We start from the raw sequence: 20,286 nt of genomic DNA on the forward strand, positions 1-20,286 counted from the left end.
AGGCGACCCCCGCTTGCAAAAAGCTACGCTAAAAACTCCCCGCGACTCGCTACGCTCGTCGCGGTGAAACGCGCGGCGAAGCCGCGCGTATGCTCGTCGTGCCACGACGGTGAACGGGGTCGCGACCGCCAGCTTTCTGTCGCCGCCCCGCGTGCGCCGACGTGATGGCGTACTGGGTCGCGTTCGCGGCGTTCGCGCTGCTCGTGGCGGCCGGGCTCGTGGCGCTCACGCGGGCGTCGGCGGGTGTGCTCGGCGAGGCCGCCGACGAGGTCCCCGCTCGCGAACTCCTGTTGCAGACGGCGCTCTCGCAGGCGCTCGCGGGAGCGGTGCTCGTCGCCGCCGTCTGGCTGGCGGAGGTGCCCGTGGCCTCGCTCGGCGCTGCGGTGTCCCCCGAACTCGCCGGGGTCGGCGTCGCCGCGGGGCTCGCGCTCGCGGCGTGCAACGAGGGCGCGATGCGCGTGCTCGACGCCGCGGGACTGGGCTACGACGACGAACTCCGCGAGGCGCTGACGCCCGAGAACACTGTGGAGTGGTTAGTGTTGCTCTTCGTCGCGTTGCCTATCGTCGCGGGGTTCGAGGAGCTACTGTTCCGCGGGGTTCTCGTGGGCGCATTCTCTGTGGGGTTCGGCGTCTCTCCGTGGCTGCTGGCGGCCGCGTCGAGCGCGGTGTTCGGCGCGGCGCACACCGCACAGGGCGCGACCGGCGTCGTCGTCACGACGCTGCTCGGGTTCGCGCTCGCCGCGGCGTACGTCCTCACTGGCAGCCTGCTCGCGGCGTTCGTCGCGCACTACGTCGTGAACGCCGCGGAGTTCGCGGTCCACGCGCGCTAGGATTCGAGCGCGCGCAGCCGGTCGACGACTTCGGGGGGCGCGCCGCTCGGGCCGTCGCGGACGCGGTGGTCGGGGACGAACAGCGGCACGGGGTTCTCCGCGAGCGCCGTGCGCGCGGTCTCGCGGGCGTCGCTGTCCTCGGGATCGACGTCGGGGACCATCGAGAGGACGCGCTTGACGGTGACGCGCTCGCCGTAGGGAATGTTCCGGACGGCTTCGAGGACTTCGCGGTGTTTCGTCGGCATCGTCAGGCCGACTTCGACGTCGTCGAAGTCGTCCTCGGCGCCGTCGAAGTAGTCGTCGACGCGGTCGAGTAGCGGGTGGTCCGGGTCGGCGTCGGTGGGCGCCGTCTCCGGGAAGGAGACGCTGATGACGCGGTCGCCGGCGACGCCGAGCTGGACCGCCCTGTCGAGGTACGACGAGTCTCGCGCGTAGATTCCGGCCGCGGGCATGTCCGCGTACAGGGTGGTCACGGCCTTGTACGTTCGGCAAGCGGGCGTCCGCGCCGCTGGGCACCCGAGGCCGACGCAAGTCTTATGTACAGACTAGTGCATTGATGGACAACAATGAACGAGAGTGACGGGCTCGCGCCGGCGGTGCAGTCCATCCTCGACGCGGCCCGCGAGCGAGCGCCGGACGGCGAGCGGGTGTCGGTCAGCCCGCGGTCGCTGCCGGACGCGCTCGCGGCCGCCGAGGCGGACGGGCGCGTGCCCACGATCGCGGAAGTGAAACCGACCAGTCCCACCACGGACGGCGAGCGCGAGGACGACCCGGTCGCGCTCGCCGAGCAGATGGTCGCGGGCGGCGCGGCCGCGCTCTCCGTGCTCACGGAGCCCGAGCACTTCGGCGGCAGCCCCGAGAACCTGCGCGCGATTCGGGACGCCGTCGACGTGCCCGTGCTCCGGAAGGACTTCCTCCTACGAGAGGCGCAACTGGACGCCGTCGAGGCCGACGTCGTCCTGCTCATCGCGCGCTTCCTCGGCGACGACCTCGAACCGATGCTCGACGCGGCCCGCGAGCGCGGCTTCCAGGCGCTCGTGGAGGTCCACGACCGCGCGGAACTCGCGAAGGCGGTCGAGGCGGGCGCGGACATCGTCGGCGTGAACAACCGCGACCTCGCGAAACTGGAGGTCGACCTCTCGACGTTCGAGGCAGTGGCTCCCCACGTCCCGGCGGACGTGACGCTGCTCGCGGAGAGCGGCGTGAGCACGCCCGCGGACGCCCGCCGGATGCGCGAGGCGGGCGCGGACGGCCTGCTGGTCGGAAGCGCCATCATGGACGGGGACGTGACCGAGAACACACGGACACTGGTGAACGCATGAGTGGAAACCGAGAGCGGACGACGGGCGCACAGGAGACGCGGGCCGGGAAGTTCGGGGCGTACGGCGGCCAGTACGTCCCCGAGGTCCTGATGCCGGCGGTCGAGGAACTCGCGGACGCCTACGAGCGATACGTCCTCGACAACGAGGACGGGTTCGTGGACGACTTCCGGTCGCGCATCGAGGAGTTCGGCGGGCGGCCGACGCCGCTGAGCCACGCGGAGAACCTCTCGGAGCGCTACGGGTTCGACGTCTACCTCAAGCGCGAGGACCTCCTGCACGGCGGCGCGCACAAGCTCAACAACGCGCTCGGGCAGGTGCTGCTCGCGAAGTACATGGGCAAGGAGCGCATCGTCGCCGAGACCGGCGCGGGCCAGCACGGCACCGCGACGGCGATGGCCTGTGCGTACCTCGACATGCCCTGCGAGATCTACATGGGTCGCACGGACGTGAACCGCCAGCGCCCGAACGTCTTCCGGATGCGCATCCACGACGCCGAAGTCAACCCCGTCGACGTCGGCGCGGGCACCCTCAAGGAGGCCATCAACGAGACGATGCGCGACTGGGCGACGAACGTCGAGGACACCCACTACGTCATCGGTTCCGTTGTGGGGCCCCACCCGTTCCCGGCGATGGTCCGGGACTTCCAGTCGGTCATCAGCGAGGAGCTCCGCGAGCAGTCCCGCGAGCGGCTCGGCCGGCTCCCGGAGGCCGTGCTGGCGTGCGCGGGCGGCGGGTCGAACACGATGGGCGCGTTCTCGGCGTTCGCGGGGAGCGCCGAACTTCCGGGTGCGCCCGAGGGCACCCACGAGCCCGCGCCGGACGTCGACCTCGTCGCCGTCGAAGCGGGCGGCTCCAGTCTCGGCGTGGACGCCGAGGAGGGGTACGCGCCGAACTCCGCGAGCCTCTCGACGGGGACGGAGGGCGTGCTCCACGGCGCGCGCACGAAGCTCCTCCAGACCGAGGAGGGCCAGATCGTGGAGTCGCACTCTGTGAGCGCGGGCCTCGACTACGCGGGCGTCGGCCCGGAGCTCGCCGCGCTCGTCGACGAGGGCCGCGTGACGCCTGTGAACGTCGACGACGACGCCGCGCTCGAAGCGTTCCACCGGCTCTCCCGCGAGGAGGGTATCATCCCCGCACTGGAGTCCAGCCACGCCGTCGCCTACCTCGAGGAGTACGACGGCGACGGCCCCGTGGTCGTGAACGTCTCCGGACGCGGCGACAAGGACCTCGACACGGTCATCGAGGAGTCCGCCGCGCGCGACATCGACGGCGCGCCCACGATGGAGGTGTTCGAGGAGTGACCCGCAGCGAGGTCCGCGCCGCGTTCGAGGACGGCCCCGCGCTCGTCTCGTACGTCGCCGCGGGCGACCCGAGCGCCGAAGCCACGAAGGAGTACGTCGAAGCGCTCGTCGAGGGCGGCAGCGACGTTATCGAACTCGGCCTGCCGTTCTCGGAGCCGGTCGCCGAGGGCACCACGATTCAGAACGCCATCAAGCGCGCGCTCGACGCCGGGATGACGCCGGACGCCTACCTCGACCTCGTCCGGGAGTTGGACGCCGAGGTGCCCGTCGTCTGTATGACGTACTACAACCTCATCTACCAGTACGGCAGCGAGCCCGGCCCCGAGGAGTTCGTCGAGGCCGCCGCGGAGGCGGGCATCTCCGGGTTCGTCGTGCCGGACCTCCCCGTCGACGAGTCCGGGCCGATGTACGAGGCGTGCCGCGAGCACGGCCTCGACCTGGTATTCATCGTGGCGCCGACGACGACCCCCGAGCGCCTCGAACGCATGCTCGACCGCACGACCGGGTTCGTCTACGTACAGGGACGGCTCGGCACGACGGGCGCCCGCGACGAGGTCAGCGACGATACGCCGGAAGCGCTCGAACGCCTCCGCGACGCGGACGTCCCGAAGGCCGTCGGCTTCGGCATCTCCTCGGGCGAGCAGGCCCGGGAGGTCGTCGCGAGCGGCGCCGACGGCGTCATCGTCGGCAGCGCGTACGTCGACATCATCGCCGACGGCGTCGAGAACGACCAGCCCACTGGGGCGGTCGCCGACGACCTCGAAGCGCTCGCCGCGGAGCTGAAGGCGGGGGCGCGGAAGGGACTGCCCGAACCGGAACGCAAATAGCCGACCGCTTGCTACTCACTACCAATGGCATCTGGGAAGTCAGCGCGACTCGACCGAATCAGCCGGGATGGGAAGTTCGTCACCATCCCCATGGACCACGGAATCACACTCGGCGCCGTCGACGGGCTCGTCGACATCGAGTCCACCATCGACGCCGTCACCAGCAACGGCGCGGACGCCGTGCTCACGCAGAAGGGCATCGCGCCGCGCGTCCACGAGCACAAGAACGACGCCGGCTACGTCGTCCACCTCAACGCCTCCACGTCTATCGGCCCGGACTCCAACGACAAGCGGCTGACGGGCACCGTCGAGGAGGCCGTACGTGCGGGCGCCGACGCCGTCTCCTTCCACATCAACGTCGGCAGCGACCACGAGCCCGACCAGATCACGCAGCTCGCGGAGGTCGCAGACGACGCCCAGCACCTCGGGATGCCCGTGCTCGCGATGGCGTACGCGCGCGGCCCGGGCGTCGACGAGCACGACGCCGAGAGCCTCGGGCACGCGGTACGGCTCGCCGAGGAGCTCGGCGCGGACGTCGTGAAGACCGCCTACTCGGGGAGCCGCGAGAGCTTCGAGCGCGTCACCGAGTCCACCAGCAAGCCCGTCATCATCGCGGGCGGCAGCCCCGCCGGTGACCGCCAGACCCTCCAGGACGTCCGCGACGCGATGGACGCGGGCGCGGCCGGCGTCTCCACCGGCCGCACCGTCTTCCAGCACGACGACCCCGGCGCGATGGCGTCCGCCATCGCCGCCGTCGTCCACGACGACGCCGAACCCGACGAGGCGCTCCGCAGCGCTGGCCTCCCGATCGAAGCCTGACGCCGCCGCTGGTCGCTCGTTCTCGGCAGGTTCGACGCGTCGCGGTCCGCTTCTGCTCTCGTTTCAGACGTCCTCGTACGCGAGCTCCCACGCCGCCGGGAGGTCGCCGAGGGCAGCCCGGAAGTCGGCGGTCGCTAGCCCGTAGAACTTCTCGCGGCCGACCGCCGTCCGCACGCGAACGACGACCGTGTGCTCGGTCGCCTCGAAGGCCGTCAGGGAGCCGCCGTCGGCGCGTTCGAGTCGCGCGCACTCGCGCTTCCGCTCGACGAGCTCGCTCCCGAGGTCCCAGCTCAGGCACTCGGCGGCGTCCAGCCCGAACGGGACGCGGTCGCCCATGATGCGCTGCTGGCCACTCGTTGCCATACCACGACCACTGTGGTTCACAAGCATAAATCGTGTCCTTTCGGCAGTCGGGTCGCCAGCAAGTACGGGAGGCTCCGGTACGTTCAAGGCCGCACCACGCCACCATCCGCCAATGACACGGTCCGTCTGGCTGAAGGCCGACGACGCAGTCGGTGACTGGGAGACGCGGAAGCGACGCATCACCGCCGGCTTGGAGGCCGGCGTCGACTGGGTGCTCGTCGACGACGAGGACGTCGCGCGCGTCCGCGAACTCGGCTCCGTGAACGTCGCGGCGTTCAGCACCGACGACAGCGACGTCATCGAGGAAGCCGACGGCGAGGACGCCGCCGAACCGGACGCGTACGTCGTCGGGAAGGACGGCGAGGGCGACGGGACGGTCGACCTCCCCGAGGACTTCTCGGGGAGCGCGGACCTCTCCGCGATTCGCCGCGGGAACGCCGACGCCGCCTACGTTCACATCCTCGACGAGCGCTACGAGGCGTTCGCCGAGGAGGCCGCGCAGGACGCCGAGCACACGGTCGTCGTCGGCGAGGACTGGACCATCATCCCGCTGGAGAACCTCATCGCGCGCATCGGCGAGGAGACCACGCTCGTCGCGGGCGTCGAGTCCTCGAAGGAGGCCGAGACGGCCTTCGAGACGCTGGACATCGGCGCCGACGCGGTCCTGCTGGACAGCGACGACCCCGACGAGATCCGCCGCACGGTCGAGGCCCGGGACGCCGCCGAGCGCGAGCGCCTGGACCTCTCGTGGGCGACTGTCACCGGCGTCGAGGAGGCCGGGAGCGCCGACCGCGTCTGCGTCGACACCGGGAGCCTGATGGACGACGACGAGGGGATGCTCGTCGGCTCGATGAGCCGCGGGCTGTTCTTCGTGCACGCCGAGACCGCCGAGTCGCCGTACGTCGCCTCGCGGCCGTTCCGCGTGAACGCGGGCGCGGTCCACGCGTACGTCCGCACGCCCGACGGCGGCACGAAGTACCTCGCGGAGGTCTCCAGCGGCGACGAGGTGCAGGTCCTCGACACCGACGGCCACACGCGGACCGCCGTCGTCGGCCGCGCGAAGATCGAGAAGCGTCCGATGTTCCGCGTGGAGGTCGAGACCGAGGACGGAGACCGCATCGAGACACTGCTCCAGAACGCCGAGACGATCAAGGTCTCCACGCGCGACGGCCGCACCGCCGTCACCGACCTCGAAGCCGGCGACGACGTGCTCGTCTACCTCGAGGAGGGCGGCCGCCACTTCGGCGAGTCCATCGAGGAGCGAATCATCGAGAAGTAGCGCCGCTCACGCGTCGTCGGTCTGCCGGTCGAGGCGCGCCGTGCACCACGGACAGAAGTCGAGGTCGCTGTCGAGTTCCTTCCCGCACTCCGGGCACGTCCCGGCGTCGCCGGCTTTTCGCACGTTCCCGACGTCGGCGTCGCCCGGCGTGGGAACGCGTTCCGTGATCGCGGCGGACTCGCGGGCCGCCACGAGGTACGCGTCGACCATGTTCAGCACGCGCACGGCCAGCAGGCTGAGCGTCACGTTCAGCCCGAAGCTCTCGCTGGCCTCCATCAGGCCCCCGAGCCCGTCCGTCTGGAACGCCTGGTACGCCGCTTCGGGGACGACGAGCGCGGCCGTCACGAGCGCGAGCACGAACCACGCGACCGCCCGCAGCCAGCGTCGCAGGTAGACGTGACCGAGACCGGGGTAGACGAAACCGAGTACCGCCGCGATGATGCCGCGTCGATTGACCACAGTTACTTCGACACGAGGGCCCCGCGCTCCTAAACCCACCGAACGCGGACGCGGCCCCGAACACCGGCTACTGGAGGTTCTCGACGAGCGTGCGCAGAGTCGCGGCGTCGTACTGTCCCGGCGCGGTCGCGTTCCCGGGGTCGACGGGCGCGTACCCGATGCGAGAGCCGTACAGCGGCGCGACGGCGCGCGTGTGTTGGCCCGCTTTCCCCATCGCCATCGTCGCGACGGGGGCGTCTACGGCGCTGAACTCGTGGGTGACGCGCAGCAGGTCGAGGGCGTCCCCGCGGTCCTCGGCGGTGACTGCGAGCTTCCCGACGTCCCCCAGCGAGCACGCCTCCCCGAGGGACTCCGCCATCGCCGCCATCTCGGGCGTCCCCTCGAAGTCGTGGACGGAGACGATGGTCGCGGTGTCCTGCGAGCGCGCGGCCGCCAGCGCCTCCGCGCCGTCGCCGCCCTCGCCGGTCAGCGCCGCGAGCTCGACGTCGATGGCGTCCACGCCGTCGGTCCGGGCGGCCTCCGCGAGCGCGTCGATGCGGCCGTCGTCGCCGGCCTCACCGCCCTCCCACTCCGCGCGGTTCGTCGCGATGAGCGGTAGGTCGCCGTCGTAGTCGTCGAGCGCGGGCAGCGGGTCGTCCGCGAGGTCCATGCGGAACTCGACGGCGTCGGCGTGCTCGCGGGCGGCGGGCTCGTCGGCGAGGTCCGAGACCGGCGCCGCGAGCACGAACTCCTCGAAGTCCATGGACTGTTCTGCGTGGGCCGTCCGCAATACGGTTTCGGACTACCGGACGAGATTCGCTGTCCGTCTTCAACGAACTCCTTCACGCCGCTGTCTCCTCGAAAGCCCCCGCGTGCTCGCGGTCGCTCGCTGGCATATCCGCTCGCTGCGCTCGCGGATAGCGGCCAGCGAGACGACCACGCGGACGCGAGCACGCGGCCCCTTTCAGTCCCGGAAGACGAACGCAGTGAGTCTTCCGTCCCTCGCGAACGCTGCGCGTTCGCTCAGTCCCACCGCTGCCGGCCGGCTAGATAGCGAAGCTGTCGGCTGACGGGCGAGAAAACGCGGCAAACTGCGCTGCGGTCGAAGGGGGACGCTCAGACCGGAATCGTGTCTTCGGCTTCCAGCAGCTCGTGGTAGCGGTTCCGGATAGTGACCTCGGAGATGTCCGCGACCTCGGAGACCTTCGCCTGCGTGGTCTTCTCGTTGGTCAGGAGCGCGGCGGCGTACACCGCGGCGGCCGCAAGTCCCACGGGACTCTTCCCGGAGTGGACGCCCTTGTCCTTCGCGGTCTTCAGGAGCTCGCGGGCGCGGTGGGCCGCCTCGTCGGAGAGCTTCAGGGAGGACGCGAACCGCGGCACGTAGCTCTCGGGGTCGGCGGGTGCGACCTCGAGGCCGAGCTCGCGGACGACGTAGCGGTACGTGCGCGCGATCTCGGACTTCTCGACGCGGGAGACGTCCGCGATCTCGTCGAGGCTGCGCGGGACGCCGGCCTGCCGGGCGGCGGCGTACACGCAGGAGGTCGCGACGCCCTCGATGCTACGACCCGGCAGCAGGTCGTCTTCGAGCGCGCGGCGGTAGATGACCGAGGCGGTCTCCCGGACGTTGTCCGGCAGGCCGAGCGCGGAGGCCATGCGGTCGATCTCGCCGAGCGCCTGCTTGAGGTTGCGCTCCTTGGCGTCGCGCGTGCGGAAGCGCTCGTTCCACTTGCGGAGGCGCTGCATCTTCTGGCGCTGATTGCTGGACAGCGAGTTGCCGTACGCGTCCTTGTCCCGCCAGTCGATGTTCGTCGACAGCCCCTTGTCGTGCATCGTGTTCGTGGTGGGGGCGCCGACGCGGGATTTCTCGTCTTTCTCCTTGGAGTCGAACGCGCGCCACTCCGGCCCGCGGTCGATACCTTCCTCCTCGACGACGAGGCCGCAGTCCGCGCAGACGGACTCGCCGTGCTCTTCGTCCTGAACGACGAGACCGCCGCACTCGGGGCAGCCGTCCGTCGTTTCTTCTTCGTCCGTGCGCTCCTGCTCTCGGGAGCGCATGCGTGCATCTGTCATTGGCGCGAAATCACCGGAAAACCCGGATGAGTCGTAGCACATCCGTTGGTGCAAAACACACTTAACCGTTGCGCTATTCCGACGAGGGGAAACCGCGACCGCGGTGGTTTTTACCACGGGGGCTGAACCCACGGGCATGCGCGCCGTCTCGCTCGCGCCGAGCGCCACCGCCACCGTCGCTGCCCTCGGCGGCAGCGACCGCCTCGTCGGCGTCACCACGCACTGCGAAGACGCGGACGCCCCGGTGGTCGGCGGCTGGCTGAACCCGGACTTCGAGCGCGTGGCGGCCCTCGACCCGGACGTGATTCTCACCAGCGACGCGCTCCAGCGGGAGGTCCGCGACGACCTCCGCGAGCGCGGGTTCGACGTCCACCACGTCGAGCCGACGACGCTCGACGACGTGCTCGCCTCCTTCGCAGAAATCGGCGACGCCGTCGGCCGCCCCGACGCGGGCGCCGACCTGGAGGCAGAGAGCCGCGAGCGCGTCAGAAGGATTCGAGAAGTCGCACCCGAGGACGGCCCCGTCGTCTACTGCGAGGAGTGGTCTGACCCGCCGATGGCTGCGGGCAACTGGGTGCCCGACGTGGTGGAAGCCGCGGGCGGGCGCTACCCGTTCGTGGACGCCGGCGAGCGCTCCCGGGAGGTCGACGCGAGCGCGGTCGAGGCTGCGGACCCGGACCACGCCGTCGTCCACGTCTGCGGGAAGGGCGACGGCGTCGACCCGGACTTCGCGGGCCGCGGCTGGGAGTTCGACGCCGACGTCCACGTACTCGACGATAGCCTCCTCAACCAGCCGAGCCCGCGCCTGCTCGACGGCCTCGAACGCCTCGCCGCGAGAATCCACGGCGACTAAGACGCGGGCCGTCCGCTTCCCGGTATGCGAGTCGCAGTCGGCTCCGGGAACCCGGTGAAACGCGACGCGGTCGCGGCCGCGCTCCCGGACGCAACCGCGGAGGCAGTGAGCGTCGAGAGCGGCGTCCCCGAGCAGCCGTGGGGCGACGACGAGACCGCCGAGGGCGCGCGGAACCGCGCAGAGCGCGCGTTCGAATCCGGCGAATTCGACATCGGCGTCGGGCTCGAAGGCGGAGTGGCTGAACGCAATGGGGATCTGTTCTTGATCATGTGGGCGGCCGCCAGCGACGGCGAGCGCGCCGAAACCGGGGGCGGTCCGCGGATGCGCCTGCCGGACGACGTGGCCGCGCGCCTGTACGACGGCGCGGAGCTCGGGCCCGTGATGGACGACCTGCTCGACACCTCGGGCGTCGCGGAGGACCAGGGCGCGGCGGGCGTGCTCACGGGAGGTATCACGAACAGAACTGAAGCGCTCCGCACGGCGGTCGCGGGCGCGCTCGGGCCGTTCGTCACGGACTACTACTAGTCCTCGACGGGCGCGCGCTCCGAGGAGAGGTCGGCATCCTCCCCCTCGACGGCCTCTGTCAGGGAGACGTTCAGCCACGTCATCGACACCGCGCCGCCGAGGACGGTGACGACGTTCTTCACGATGTGGTCGACGATGGCGACGCCGAGCGCGAGCCCGAACGGGACCGGCAGCAGCGTCGAGACGATGGCCGCGAACGCCGCCTCGTAGATGCCGATGCCGCCCGGCGGGCCCGGGATGACTTTCGCGAGGTTGCCGACGCTCACGGCGAAGAAGCCGACTGCGACCAGGCTGACTAACGCGATGTCGAGGCCGAACGCGAGGAAGACGAGCAGGGCGGTGGCGACGTCGATGGTCCAGATGACGACGCTGGTGGCGCCGATGCGCGCGAACGCGCGGCCGTCCGCGGCGACCCGCTGGATGTCCCCGACGAACTGCTCGAAGACGCTCGCGACCAGCTCCGTGTAGGAGTCGTCGCTCGCCCACTCGACGACCCGGCGCACGTAGTTGGTGTCCGAGCGCGCCGACCAGACGATGGCGACGACCGAAGCGACCGCGAGCGCGCCGACGACGGAGGCGACGACGACGGCCTGCTGGACGGCTTGCGACTCCCGGCCGCCCAGTCCCTCGCCCGCGGCGGTCGCCGCGAGCTCCGCGACCGTGTCGGGCGCGAACGCCGCGAGCGCGACGAGCACGCCGCCCGCGAGCACGGTGATGGTGAGCAGGTCGTAGACGCGCTCGACGGTCAGCGACGCGAAGCCCGTGGTGTACGGGATGCCGCGGCGGGCCTTCACGACGTACGCCCGGATGGCGTCGCCGGCGCGCGCAGGGATCACGAGGTTGCCGGTCTGGCTGATGAACACCGCGCCCGTCAGGAACCACGTGCTCTCGCGGTAGCCCAGCTCCGCGAGGATGTCCCGGTAGCGCAGGCCGCGCAGCGGCCACGACAGCAGGTAGACGACCGCCCCCGCGGCGACCAGCGCGGGGTCGGCGTCCCGCACCGCGTCCACGAACGCGCCCACGTCGATGTAGACGAACATCAGCGCGAACGCCACCACCGAGAGCAGGACGCCGACCGCGGTGCCCGTGCGGCGGTTCGCGTACGGGCTCACGTTGAACTCCCAGAAGCAGCGCAGAATCTGGCTCCCCATCCCGAAGACGTCCCGCACCAGGTCCACCTTCGAGTCGCCCTTCGGCGTCCACTCCACGGGGAACTCCGCGACGGTGAGTCCGCGGCGCTGGGCGCGAACCAGCATCTCCGTGTCCCAGAACCAGTGCTCGTCCTCGACGTCGTCGACCAGCGACCCGAAGGCCTCCCGGCTGAACGCCTTGAACCCGCACTGGTGGTCGCGGAGCTCGGAGCCGAGCAGCCCCCGGACGGCGAGGTTGAACCCCCGCGAGGGGATGCCGCGCTTCGCGGGCCTGTCGGCCTGCTGGCCGGGGATCCACCGGGACCCAGTCGCGACGTCCGCCTCGCCGGACCGCACGCTCTCGACGAGCTCTTCGAGGTGTTGCATGTCCGTCGCGAGGTCCGTGTCGAAGTACGCGAGCGTGTCCCCGCGAGCCGCCCGGAACGCGGCGTTCAGCGCGCCGCCGCGGCCGAGGCGCTCGTCGCTGTGGAAGTGCCGGACGCGGTCGTCGCCGTCGGCGAGCCGCGAGGCGATCTCGGGCGTGTCGTCCTCGCAGCCGTCCTCCGCGACGATGACCTCGTAGCTGCCCGCGGGGAGGAAGGCGTCGAGGGTCTCCAGCGTCGTCCGGACCGTCGCCTCGATGGTGTCCGCCTCGTTGTAGGCGGGGAGGACGACGCTCACCTCGACGCCCGAGTCTGTCATCGTCTCGGAGTTCGGCCGGGACCGGGTAAGAACTTTCTGACTCGGTGTACCGCCGGCCTCGGGCGGCCGTTAGCCGGGTCTACCAACACGCGAGTTTGGGCCACCTTACCGGCGCGACAGGCGCCACGTAATCGCAAGACTGCAGCGGATTTACCACGCGTACCAAACCCCTCTTGGCGGTACCGGCCCACAGTGTAGGTATGAGCGCGACAGCCGCGGCGAGTCAGGCACTCACCCCCAAGCAGCTCCGCATCCTCGAGTACCTCCGCGACCACGCCGACGAACGCACCTACTTCAAGTCCCGGCTCATCGGCGACGAGCTCGACCTCTCCGCGAAGGAAGTCGGCGCCAACATGCCCGCCATCGAGGCCGGCGAGTTCGACGTCGACGTCGAGCGCTGGGGGTACTCCTCCTCGACCACGTGGAAGGTCGAGGCCTGACCGTCGACTGACGCCACCCGGCCGCGCGAGCCCGTCGTCCCTCGCGCGTAATTTCTCCCCGGCTCTGCCGGGAACCCAGTGTCTGTCGCAGTCCCGTTCGGACTGCACTCGGCTGCTCCACAGCCGCGGCTCCGGGGCTCTATCGCTGACGGCGTCCCGGGTCAGGGGTCGTAGGAGAGCAGGTCGGCGGCCTCGCCCGCGAACTCCGCGGCGGTCGCGTCGAAGGAGTCGGCGTACCGCACGAGCAACACGACGAGAGTCTCCGGGCGCTCGATCGCGTAGCCGTCCGCCCGCGAGAGCACGCCCGCCTCCTCGAGCTGGGCGGCGTACTTGCTGACGGTCGCCGGCGACACGTCGAGGGCGTCCGCGAGGTCGCTCGCGGTGGCGTCCGGGTCCCGCAGCAGCTCGACGACCATCCCGCGCGGGGTCTCCCGGCGGAGGTAGCCGAGCGCGCGCTTCTCGAACGGCGAGAACCGGCCCGCCGGGTAGAAGCGCTTGTAGTCGCCGTCGCGCTCGCTCTCGACGGCGGACTCCTCCAGCAGCCGCCGCAGGTGGTGTTGGGTCTCCCCGGTGCCGAGCTGGAGGTCGTCCCGGAGTTTCGAGAAGTGCGCGCCCGGCGTCGTCGTCACGTAGCCGGTGATGGCGTCGCGGACGTCGCTGTCGCCGCTCTCGTCGTCGTCCCCGCCCGCGAGCCGCGTCAGCGGGCTCGCTGCGCCGACCGCAGCGAACCGCCGGAGCGTCGAGCGCTTGTCCTCGTCGATGCCCATCTACGGGGGCGTACGTGGTCGGCCGAGAAAAGAGTTCGGTGACCCGTCGGCGCGATTACGCGTTCTCGGTGTCGTCGCCCGCGTCGGCGTCGGTGTCGCCGCTCGCGCCCGCGTCGGCGTCGAGCTCCTGGTCCATCTCCTCGATGACCTCGTCGGTGTTGGTCAAGCCGGTATCTTCGCCCCGCTGGACGGCCTCGGCCTGCTCTTCGAGCTTCTCGGGGTCGACGTCGGCCTCCTTGCTGATCTGGTTGAGGATCTCGTCGATGTCGTCGAGGCCGATGAGTTCGCGGGTCTCCGCGTCGAACTCCAGGCTCCCGAGCTCGGTGCCGTCGTCGGCGACGTCGCTACCGGAGAGGTGTTTGCCGTACCGGCCGACGAGACTCGACAGCTCCTGGGGGATGACGAACGTGTTCGACTCACCGTCGCCGATCCCCTCCAGGGTCTCCATGCCCTTCTCGATGATGGCGCGCTCGCCCATCGACTCCGCGGACTTCGCGCGGAGCACGGTCGAGATGGCGTCACCCTGCGCTTCGAGAATCTGGGACTGCTTCTCGCCCTGCGCGCGGATGATGTTCGACTGCTTGTCACCCTGCGCGTTCTCGATGGCGGACTGGCGTTCACCCTGCGCCTCCAGAATCATCGCGCGGCGGCGGCGCTCGGCGCTGGTCTGTTGCTCCATCGCCTTCTGGACCTCCTGGGAGGGGTTGACCTCGCGGACTTCGACGCTCTCGACGCGAATCCCCCACTCGTCGGTCGGCTCGTCGAGCTCCGTGCGGATGCGGGCGTTGATCTCCTGGCGCTTGTTCAGCGTGTCGTCGAGCTCCATGTCGCCGAGCACCGCGCGCAGCGTCGTCTGCGCGAGGTTCGAGACGGCGGTCTTGTAGTGGTCGACTTCGAGGAACGCGCGCTTGGCGTCCCGCACGCGGATGTAGACGACGGCGTCGGCGGTCACCGGCGAGTTGTCGCGGGTGATCGCCTCCTGGCGGGGCACGTCGATGGTCTGCGTGCGCATGTCGAAGGGGTACGTGCGCGCGACGAACGGCGGCACGATGTTGATACCGGGTTCGAGGAGGCCGCGGTACTCCCCGAACACCGTGAGCGCTTTCTTCTCGTAGGCGTCCACGATTTCGACGGTCTCGTAGACGACGACGGCCAGCAACAGCAACACCAGCAGTCCGACTACCGGTATCACTGCGCCGCCGGTCGCCAGCGGGGTGAACTCCATGCGTGAACGTTCGGCGAGCGGACAATAAGTGTTGGTGCGGCTCGCAGCGCGAGCGACCGTCCGTCTCGGAACTACGAGCCCTCGGCGTCTGTCAGCTCCTGTTCGAGCTCGCGGTCGATGTCGTCGAGGCCGTCGACGGCCTCCACGGTGACGACGTTGCCGCCGCCCGGGTCGACGACCACGACGTCCTCGCCTTCGGGGATGGTGCCGGAGATGGTTCGCGCGCTGTACGACGAGTCGAACCCGCCGGACTGGAGTTTGATGCGCCCCTCCCGCGGGGTCACCTCCTCGGTGACGTAGCCGCGGGACCCGCGGAGGTCCTCGGAGTCCCGGGTCTGCCCGCGCCCCGTCCCCTGGTAGAGCTCGTAGTTGCGGTAGAGGTACAGGGACGCCAGCCCGAACGCGAGCACGAGGCCCGCGAGCACGAACGGCGTCGCCGCCGCCGGGACGAACAGCCCGATGAGCCCGGCTGCCAGCAGCGCGACGCCGAGGACGATGAGGTGTGCACCGGGGGCGAGCGCCTCCATGATGCACAGCGTCGTCCCGACGACCACGAGCAGGAACGACAGGGACTGTCCGAATACTTCGACTACGGCCATACTCCACAGTTAGGACGGCACCGGGAAAACCGTTTACCCGCCTGACCGACTGCGAGGTGGACACGTTCGGGCGAACGCGCTCAGAACAGCAGCAGCGCGAGGACGCCGACCATGGCGGCGACGCCCAGCAGGAAGAACGCGACGTTCTCCGGGGCCGGCGACCCGGGCTCGATGGCGCGCACGTCGGGTTCGGCGTCCGGGCCGACCTCGTCGACTTCGTAGCGCCACGCGCGGTCGTCGCTCTCTGACATACCCGACAGTAGCCGAGCGACGCGGAAAAACGCGCGGGTTAGGAGTCGCCGGCGTAGACGACGCCGCGCTCGCCGTCCACGGTGACGACGCTCCCGGTGTCGACGTCCTCCAGGTCCGCGTCCCCGACCATCGGGACGTCGAGTTCGCGGGCGACCATCGCGGGGTAGCCGGTCATCCCGGTCTGCGCGCTCACGATGCCCGCGATCTTCGAGAGGTCGCCGCGGAACTCGTCGTCGAAGCCGTTGTCCAGCACGACGACCGAGCGCTCGGGCACCTCGGAGAGGTCGCCGTCGTCGAGCACCGCGACGGGCGCGGTGACGCGTCCCTTCACGACGGACTGCCCGACGGCGAGCGTCTCCGCCGCGACGTGGACCTTCAGCGTGTTCGTCGTGCTCGCGCCCTCCAGCTCGGTCATCATGCCGACGAGCACGACCACCGTGTCGCCGCTGTCCACGATGTCGGAGTCGACGGCCGCCTGCACCGCGCGCTCGACGACCGTCGTCGCGTCCCCCTCCGCGACCGCCGCGTACTCCGCGTGGACGCCCCAGTTGAGCGCGAGCTCGCGGCGCACGCGGTGGGAGGGCGTCGCGCAGACCACGGGAACCCGCGGCCGGAACTTCGCGGCCTTCCGGGCCGTGTACCCGGACTCGGAGGCGACCACGACCGCGCTCGCGTCGATGTCCCGCGCGAGGTAGCGCGCCGACCGTGCGAGCGCGTCCGTCTTCGCCGTGCCGTCGGCGTTCGGGACGCGCTGCTCCTGCAGCTCCGCATACTCGCCGCTCCCCTCGACCTCGCGGACGATGCGGTCCATCGTCTCAACCACTCGCGTCGGGTCGTCGCCCACGGCCGTCTCCGCGGACAGCATCACGGCGTCTGTGCCGTCGAGCACGGCGTTCGCGACGTCGCTGGCCTCCGCGCGCGTCGGGCGGCGCGCGTGCACCATCGAGTCCAGCATCTCCGTCGCCGTGATGACGGGGACGCCCGCGTCCCGGCACCGCCGGATGATGCGCTTCTGGATCATCGGCACGTCCTCCATCGGGCACTCCACGCCGAGGTCGCCGCGCGCGACCATCACGCCGTCGGCGGCCTCGATGATGCCGTCGAGGTTCTCCACCGCGCCCGCCCGCTCGATCTTCGCGACCACGGGGAGGTCCGCGTCGAACGACTCCAGCACGCGCTCGACCTCCAGGACGTCCTCGCCGTCCCGAACGAAGCTCGCCGCGACGTAGTCGACGCCCTCCTCGGCGGCGAGCTCGAGGTCGTGGCGGTCCTTCTCCGTGACGACGTCGAGGTCTAACTCGACTCCGGGGACGTTCACGCCCTTCCGGCCGCCGAGGTCGCCGCCGGACTCCACGCGCGCGGTCACAACGTCACCCGAGACGCTCTCGACGACCGTCTCGATGCGGCCGTCGTCCAGCAGCACGCGGTCCCCGGGCTCGGCCGCCGCCACGCTCGTCGACAGTCCGATCGTCTCCCCGGTCGTCTCCCCGCCCGGCACGAACTCCACTGTGCTCCCGGTCTCGACGTGAACCGGCTCGTCGGTCTCCGCCGTGCGCACCTCCGGTCCCTTCGTGTCCAGCATCACCGCCACCGGCTTCTCCGTCACCTCGTCGACGCGCCGCGCCGTCGAAATCAGCTCGCGGCGGTCCTCGCGCCCCCCGTGGCTCGCGTTGATGCGCGCGACCGACATCCCCGCGTCCACCAGCGACCGGATCGACGCCTCGTCGTCTGTCGCCGGACCCAGCGTGCAGACGATCTTCGCGTTCCTCATGCCCGCGGCTACACGGCCGCCACGCAAAAACGTACGTAATTTACTCGCCATCGAGTAACACAGTGGCCACAGCGCCTATTCGGCAGCGCGTCCAACCCCCCGCATATGCCGACGTACGCCGCTATCGCCGACGTCGAGACCGGTCAGTATCAGAACCCACAGGACATCGCCGCCATCTGGGGCGACGTCCGCGCCGACCTCGAAGAACAGGACTGCCAGCTCAAGGACTCCTACGTCCTCCTCGGCGGCCACGACATCCTCCTCCTCTTCGAAGCCGACGACAGCCACGCCGCCCTCCAGGCCTCCATCGCCGCCGAGCGCTACGGCATCAACATGCAGACCCACGAAGCCATCCCCGTCGAAAACCTCGGCGAACTCGTCGACGACCTCTGAGGGCGCTTTTGCGCTGCGGGCCGCCGCAGGCGGCCCTCGGCAAAACCGACACCAAAAGCACTCCTCCTTCGCTTCACTCCGTTCCGCTCAGTCGTCGGCCCGAGCGCTCACTGCGTTCGCGCTCGGTGAATCGCGGCCCTCGGGGCCGTCGGACCGCTCGCGCCGCGAATGCTCGTTACTCTCGGCTGCGTAGGTTCAAGTAGGAAGCCGGGACCAATCCGGCGCGTGACCTGACAGTCGCCCGGTGCGCTCGGATTCGGAATGGCGGCAGCGCGCACCGGAGTCGGCTTGCCGCCTGCGAGCCCTATTTGATTTTCGTGCCGGGTTCGCTGTCTTCGTGGGTGGTGAGGAGGTCGGCGTCCTCGCCTGCGGCGAGCACCATGCCGTTGGACTCCACGCCGAACAGCTCCGCCTTCTCGAGGTTCGCGACGATGACGACGCGCTTCCCCGGGAGCTCGTCGAGGTCGTGGAGCTGCTTGATGCCCGCGACGATCTGGCGGACCTCGTGGCCGATGTCGACTTCGAGGCGCGCGAGGTCGTCGGCGCCCTCGATGCCCTCCGCGGATTCGATTTCGCCGACGCGCAGGTCGAGGCTCTGGAAGTCCTCGAAGCTGACGCGGTCGTCGGCGAGCGGTTCGAGCTCGGTGTCGGAGGTGTCGCTCACGTCTCCGTCGTCCTCGTCGCTACTGGCGGCTTCGACCTTCTCCTGGAGCTTCTCGTCGAGCTCCTCGACGCGCTCGTCCTCGACCTTCGTGAACAGCTCCTCGGGCTCGCCGAACTCCGCGGGCGGCGCCTGCAGGCAGTCCCCGACGGTGGCGTCCGCCGCGGAGCCGTCCTCGCCGATCTGCGTCCAGACCTCGTCGGCCTTCTCCGGGACGAACGGCTGGAGCAGCACCGCGACCGCCTTCACGAGCTGCACGCAGTCGCGGATGACGGGCGCGGCCTCCTCGTCGTCGAGCTTCCAGGGCTCGTTGCGCTGGATGTACTCGTTGCCGAAGCGCGCGAGCGCGACCGCGCGCTCGCCGGCGGACTTGAGGTCGTAGTCGTTGAGCGCGTCCTCGTAGTCGTCCATCGCCTGTGCGATTTCCGTCTCGACGTCGTCCGAGACCGCAGCGTCGGGTGTGCCGCCGAAGTTCCGGTTGGCGAACAGCAGCGCGCGGTAGACGAAGTTCCCCACGACGTCAGCGAGCTCGCTGTTCACGCGCTCGGCGAAGCGGTCCCACGAGAAGTTCACGTCGCGTTCGAACCCGCTCGCGGTCGCCATGTAGTATCGGAGGAGGTCCGGGTGGAACCCCTCGTCGAGGTACTCCTCCGCCCAGATGGCGCGGTTCTTCGACGTCGAGAGCCCCTTGCCGTCGATGTTCACGAACCCGGTCGCGCAGACCGCGCGCGGCTCGGTGTAGTCTGCGGCCTCCAGCATCGCGGGCCAGTAGACGGTGTGGTGCTGGATGATGTCGCGGCCGATGATGTGGACGATCTCGCCGTCGCCGTCCTTCCAGACGGACTCCCAGTCGAGGTTACCCTCGCGCTCGCTGTACTGCTTGGTCGTGGAGACGTACTCGATGGGGGCGTCCACCCAGACGTACAGCACGAGGTCGTCGGCGCCCTCGCCGGGGTAGTCGATGCCCCAGTCCATGTCCCGCGTGATACAGAGGTCCTGCAGCTCACCCTCGATCCACTCGCGGGGCTGGTTCTGGGCGTTGCTCGTGCCCTCGAGGCGGTTGATGAACCCCTGGAGGTGCTCCTGGACGTCGGAGAGCCGGAGGAACTTGTGGTCGCGCTCGCGGTACTCCGCGGGGTTGCCGGTGAGCGCGGAGACGGGGTCCTCGATTTCGCCGGGTTCGAGGTGGCGCTGGCAGCCCTCGTCGCACTCGTCGCCGCGGGCGTGCTCGCCGCAGTACGGGCACGTGCCCTCGACGTAGCGGTCGGGCAGCCACTGGTCGGCTTCGGGATCGTAGGCGACGTTGATCTTCTTCTCGAAGACGTGGCCGTTGTCCTCCCACGCGCGGACGAACTCCTTCGTGAGTTCCGTGTTGGTCTCGTCGTGGGTGTGGCCGTACTGGTCGAAGTCGACGTTGAACTTCGGGAACGTCTCCTCGTACTGTTCGTGGTGGCGGAGCGCGAACTCCTCGGGGCTGACGCCCTCCTCGGCGGCGTTGACGGCGATGGGGGTGCCGTGCATGTCGCTGCCGGAGACGTAGATGGCGTCCTGGCCGAGCTTTCGGAGGCCGCGCGTGAACGCGTCGGCGTTGACGTAGCTGCGCAGGTGGCCGATGTGGAGGTCGCCGTTGGCGTACGGCAGCCCCGCGGTGACCACCGTCGGGTCGTCCGTCGGGAAGTCCTCGTAGGTCATATGCTCTGGTTCTTCCGGCGCGGGCCT

22 protein-coding genes are annotated in these 20,286 nt (G+C 70.2%); 10 read left to right on the top strand and 12 right to left on the bottom strand.

What is annotated here, in order from left to right; genetic code table 11:
• Window positions 1-164 precede the first annotated feature (164 nt).
• Entirely contained in the window at window positions 165-830 is a 666-nt protein-coding gene (locus G9C83_RS03585; RefSeq protein ID WP_167244736.1) for a CPBP family intramembrane glutamic endopeptidase, read from the top strand.
• Here the strand turns inward: G9C83_RS03585 and G9C83_RS03590 are convergent.
• Window positions 827-1,282 carry an MGMT family protein gene (locus G9C83_RS03590; RefSeq protein ID WP_167244737.1) on the bottom strand — a complete coding sequence of 152 codons (456 nt, stop codon included), beginning with the start codon at window positions 1,280-1,282 and terminating at the stop codon, window positions 827-829. The genes G9C83_RS03585 and G9C83_RS03590 overlap by 4 nt on opposite strands.
• Window positions 1,283-1,396: 114 nt before the next feature.
• On the opposite strand from G9C83_RS03590, the gene trpC reads away from it, so the two are divergent.
• From trpC to G9C83_RS03610, 4 genes are read left to right on the top strand one after another with little or no spacing between them, the layout of a single operon-like run.
• Entirely contained in the window at window positions 1,397-2,152 is a 756-nt protein-coding gene (gene trpC, locus G9C83_RS03595) for an indole-3-glycerol phosphate synthase (RefSeq protein WP_167244738.1), read from the top strand.
• The gene (trpB, locus tag G9C83_RS03600) at window positions 2,149-3,453 is read left to right on the top strand and encodes a tryptophan synthase subunit beta (RefSeq protein WP_167244739.1); all 1,305 of its coding nucleotides are present in this window, start codon (window positions 2,149-2,151) and stop codon (window positions 3,451-3,453) included. The genes trpC and trpB overlap by 4 nt, the downstream gene beginning before the upstream one ends.
• Window positions 3,450-4,280, top strand: coding sequence for a tryptophan synthase subunit alpha (trpA, locus tag G9C83_RS03605; RefSeq protein WP_167244740.1), 831 nt, complete (start codon window positions 3,450-3,452; stop codon window positions 4,278-4,280). Before trpB ends, trpA begins: the two co-directional genes overlap by 4 nt.
• Window positions 4,281-4,304: 24 nt before the next feature.
• Window positions 4,305-5,099, top strand: a complete 795-nt coding sequence (locus G9C83_RS03610) for a 2-amino-3,7-dideoxy-D-threo-hept-6-ulosonate synthase (RefSeq protein ID WP_167244741.1) — start codon at window positions 4,305-4,307, stop codon at window positions 5,097-5,099.
• Between the two features lie 63 nt (window positions 5,100-5,162).
• Here the strand turns inward: G9C83_RS03610 and G9C83_RS03615 are convergent, their stop codons facing one another.
• The gene (locus G9C83_RS03615) at window positions 5,163-5,462 is read right to left on the bottom strand and encodes a hypothetical protein (RefSeq protein ID WP_167244742.1); all 300 of its coding nucleotides are present in this window, start codon (window positions 5,460-5,462) and stop codon (window positions 5,163-5,165) included.
• A 112-nt stretch (window positions 5,463-5,574) separates the two neighbouring features.
• Here G9C83_RS03615 and G9C83_RS03620 point away from each other — a divergent pair, with 112 nt between their 5' ends.
• A complete protein-coding gene (locus tag G9C83_RS03620) occupies window positions 5,575-6,741 on the top strand; it encodes a 3-dehydroquinate synthase II (RefSeq protein ID WP_167244743.1) in 1,167 nt (388 codons plus the stop codon).
• A 6-nt stretch (window positions 6,742-6,747) separates the two neighbouring features.
• Here G9C83_RS03620 and G9C83_RS03625 read toward each other — a convergent pair whose 3' ends face one another.
• The 3 genes from G9C83_RS03625 to G9C83_RS03635 form a co-directional block, all read right to left on the bottom strand.
• Window positions 6,748-7,200, bottom strand: a complete 453-nt coding sequence (locus G9C83_RS03625; RefSeq protein ID WP_167244744.1) for a zinc ribbon domain-containing protein — start codon at window positions 7,198-7,200, stop codon at window positions 6,748-6,750.
• 67 nt (window positions 7,201-7,267) lie between these two features.
• A complete protein-coding gene (locus tag G9C83_RS03630) occupies window positions 7,268-7,942 on the bottom strand; it encodes a type I 3-dehydroquinate dehydratase (RefSeq protein WP_167244745.1) in 675 nt (224 codons plus the stop codon).
• 353 nt (window positions 7,943-8,295) lie between these two features.
• A complete protein-coding gene (locus G9C83_RS03635; RefSeq protein WP_167244746.1) occupies window positions 8,296-9,249 on the bottom strand; it encodes a transcription initiation factor IIB in 954 nt (317 codons plus the stop codon).
• Between the two features lie 136 nt (window positions 9,250-9,385).
• Between G9C83_RS03635 and G9C83_RS03640 the strand changes: the two genes are divergently transcribed.
• Together G9C83_RS03640 and G9C83_RS03645 are read left to right on the top strand one after the other, a co-directional pair.
• On the top strand, window positions 9,386-10,102 hold the full coding sequence (locus tag G9C83_RS03640) for a cobalamin-binding protein (RefSeq protein WP_167244747.1): 717 nt from the start codon (window positions 9,386-9,388) through the stop codon (window positions 10,100-10,102).
• A gap of 24 nt (window positions 10,103-10,126) precedes the next feature.
• Window positions 10,127-10,627: an inosine/xanthosine triphosphatase gene (locus G9C83_RS03645; RefSeq protein ID WP_167244748.1), complete on the top strand. Its 501-nt coding sequence runs from the start codon at window positions 10,127-10,129 to the stop codon at window positions 10,625-10,627.
• Here the strand turns inward: G9C83_RS03645 and G9C83_RS03650 are convergent.
• Entirely contained in the window at window positions 10,624-12,459 is a 1,836-nt protein-coding gene (locus G9C83_RS03650; protein WP_167244749.1) for a flippase-like domain-containing protein, read from the bottom strand. The genes G9C83_RS03645 and G9C83_RS03650 overlap by 4 nt on opposite strands.
• Before the next feature lie 200 nt (window positions 12,460-12,659).
• Between G9C83_RS03650 and G9C83_RS03655 the strand changes: the two genes are divergently transcribed.
• A complete protein-coding gene (locus G9C83_RS03655) occupies window positions 12,660-12,899 on the top strand; it encodes a hypothetical protein (RefSeq protein ID WP_167244750.1) in 240 nt (79 codons plus the stop codon).
• A 161-nt stretch (window positions 12,900-13,060) separates the two neighbouring features.
• Here the strand turns inward: G9C83_RS03655 and G9C83_RS03660 are convergent, their stop codons facing one another.
• From G9C83_RS03660 to pyk, 5 genes are all read right to left on the bottom strand, one after another.
• Window positions 13,061-13,666: an ArsR family transcriptional regulator gene (locus G9C83_RS03660; RefSeq protein WP_167244751.1), complete on the bottom strand. Its 606-nt coding sequence runs from the start codon at window positions 13,664-13,666 to the stop codon at window positions 13,061-13,063.
• Window positions 13,667-13,721: 55 nt separating this feature from the next.
• Window positions 13,722-14,891: an SPFH domain-containing protein gene (locus G9C83_RS03665; RefSeq protein WP_167244752.1), complete on the bottom strand. Its 1,170-nt coding sequence runs from the start codon at window positions 14,889-14,891 to the stop codon at window positions 13,722-13,724.
• Between the two features lie 71 nt (window positions 14,892-14,962).
• Complete coding sequence (locus tag G9C83_RS03670; RefSeq protein WP_167244753.1) at window positions 14,963-15,490, bottom strand: NfeD family protein; 528 nt, start codon at window positions 15,488-15,490, stop codon at window positions 14,963-14,965.
• An 80-nt stretch (window positions 15,491-15,570) separates the two neighbouring features.
• A complete protein-coding gene (locus G9C83_RS03675) occupies window positions 15,571-15,741 on the bottom strand; it encodes a hypothetical protein (RefSeq protein ID WP_167244754.1) in 171 nt (56 codons plus the stop codon).
• 38 nt (window positions 15,742-15,779) lie between these two features.
• Window positions 15,780-17,513 carry a pyruvate kinase gene (gene pyk / locus G9C83_RS03680; protein WP_167244755.1) on the bottom strand — a complete coding sequence of 578 codons (1,734 nt, stop codon included), beginning with the start codon at window positions 17,511-17,513 and terminating at the stop codon, window positions 15,780-15,782.
• A 105-nt stretch (window positions 17,514-17,618) separates the two neighbouring features.
• Here pyk and G9C83_RS03685 point away from each other — a divergent pair, with 105 nt between their 5' ends.
• A complete protein-coding gene (locus G9C83_RS03685) occupies window positions 17,619-17,906 on the top strand; it encodes a GYD domain-containing protein (RefSeq protein WP_167244756.1) in 288 nt (95 codons plus the stop codon).
• A 304-nt stretch (window positions 17,907-18,210) separates the two neighbouring features.
• On the opposite strand, the gene metG is transcribed toward G9C83_RS03685, so the two are convergent.
• Entirely contained in the window at window positions 18,211-20,259 is a 2,049-nt protein-coding gene (gene metG, locus G9C83_RS03690) for a methionine--tRNA ligase (protein WP_167244757.1), read from the bottom strand.
• Window positions 20,260-20,286: the final 27 nt, after the last annotated feature.

It is taken from the genome of Halobacterium sp. R2-5, assembly GCF_011734195.1.
Lineage (GTDB): Archaea > Halobacteriota > Halobacteria > Halobacteriales > Halobacteriaceae > Halobacterium.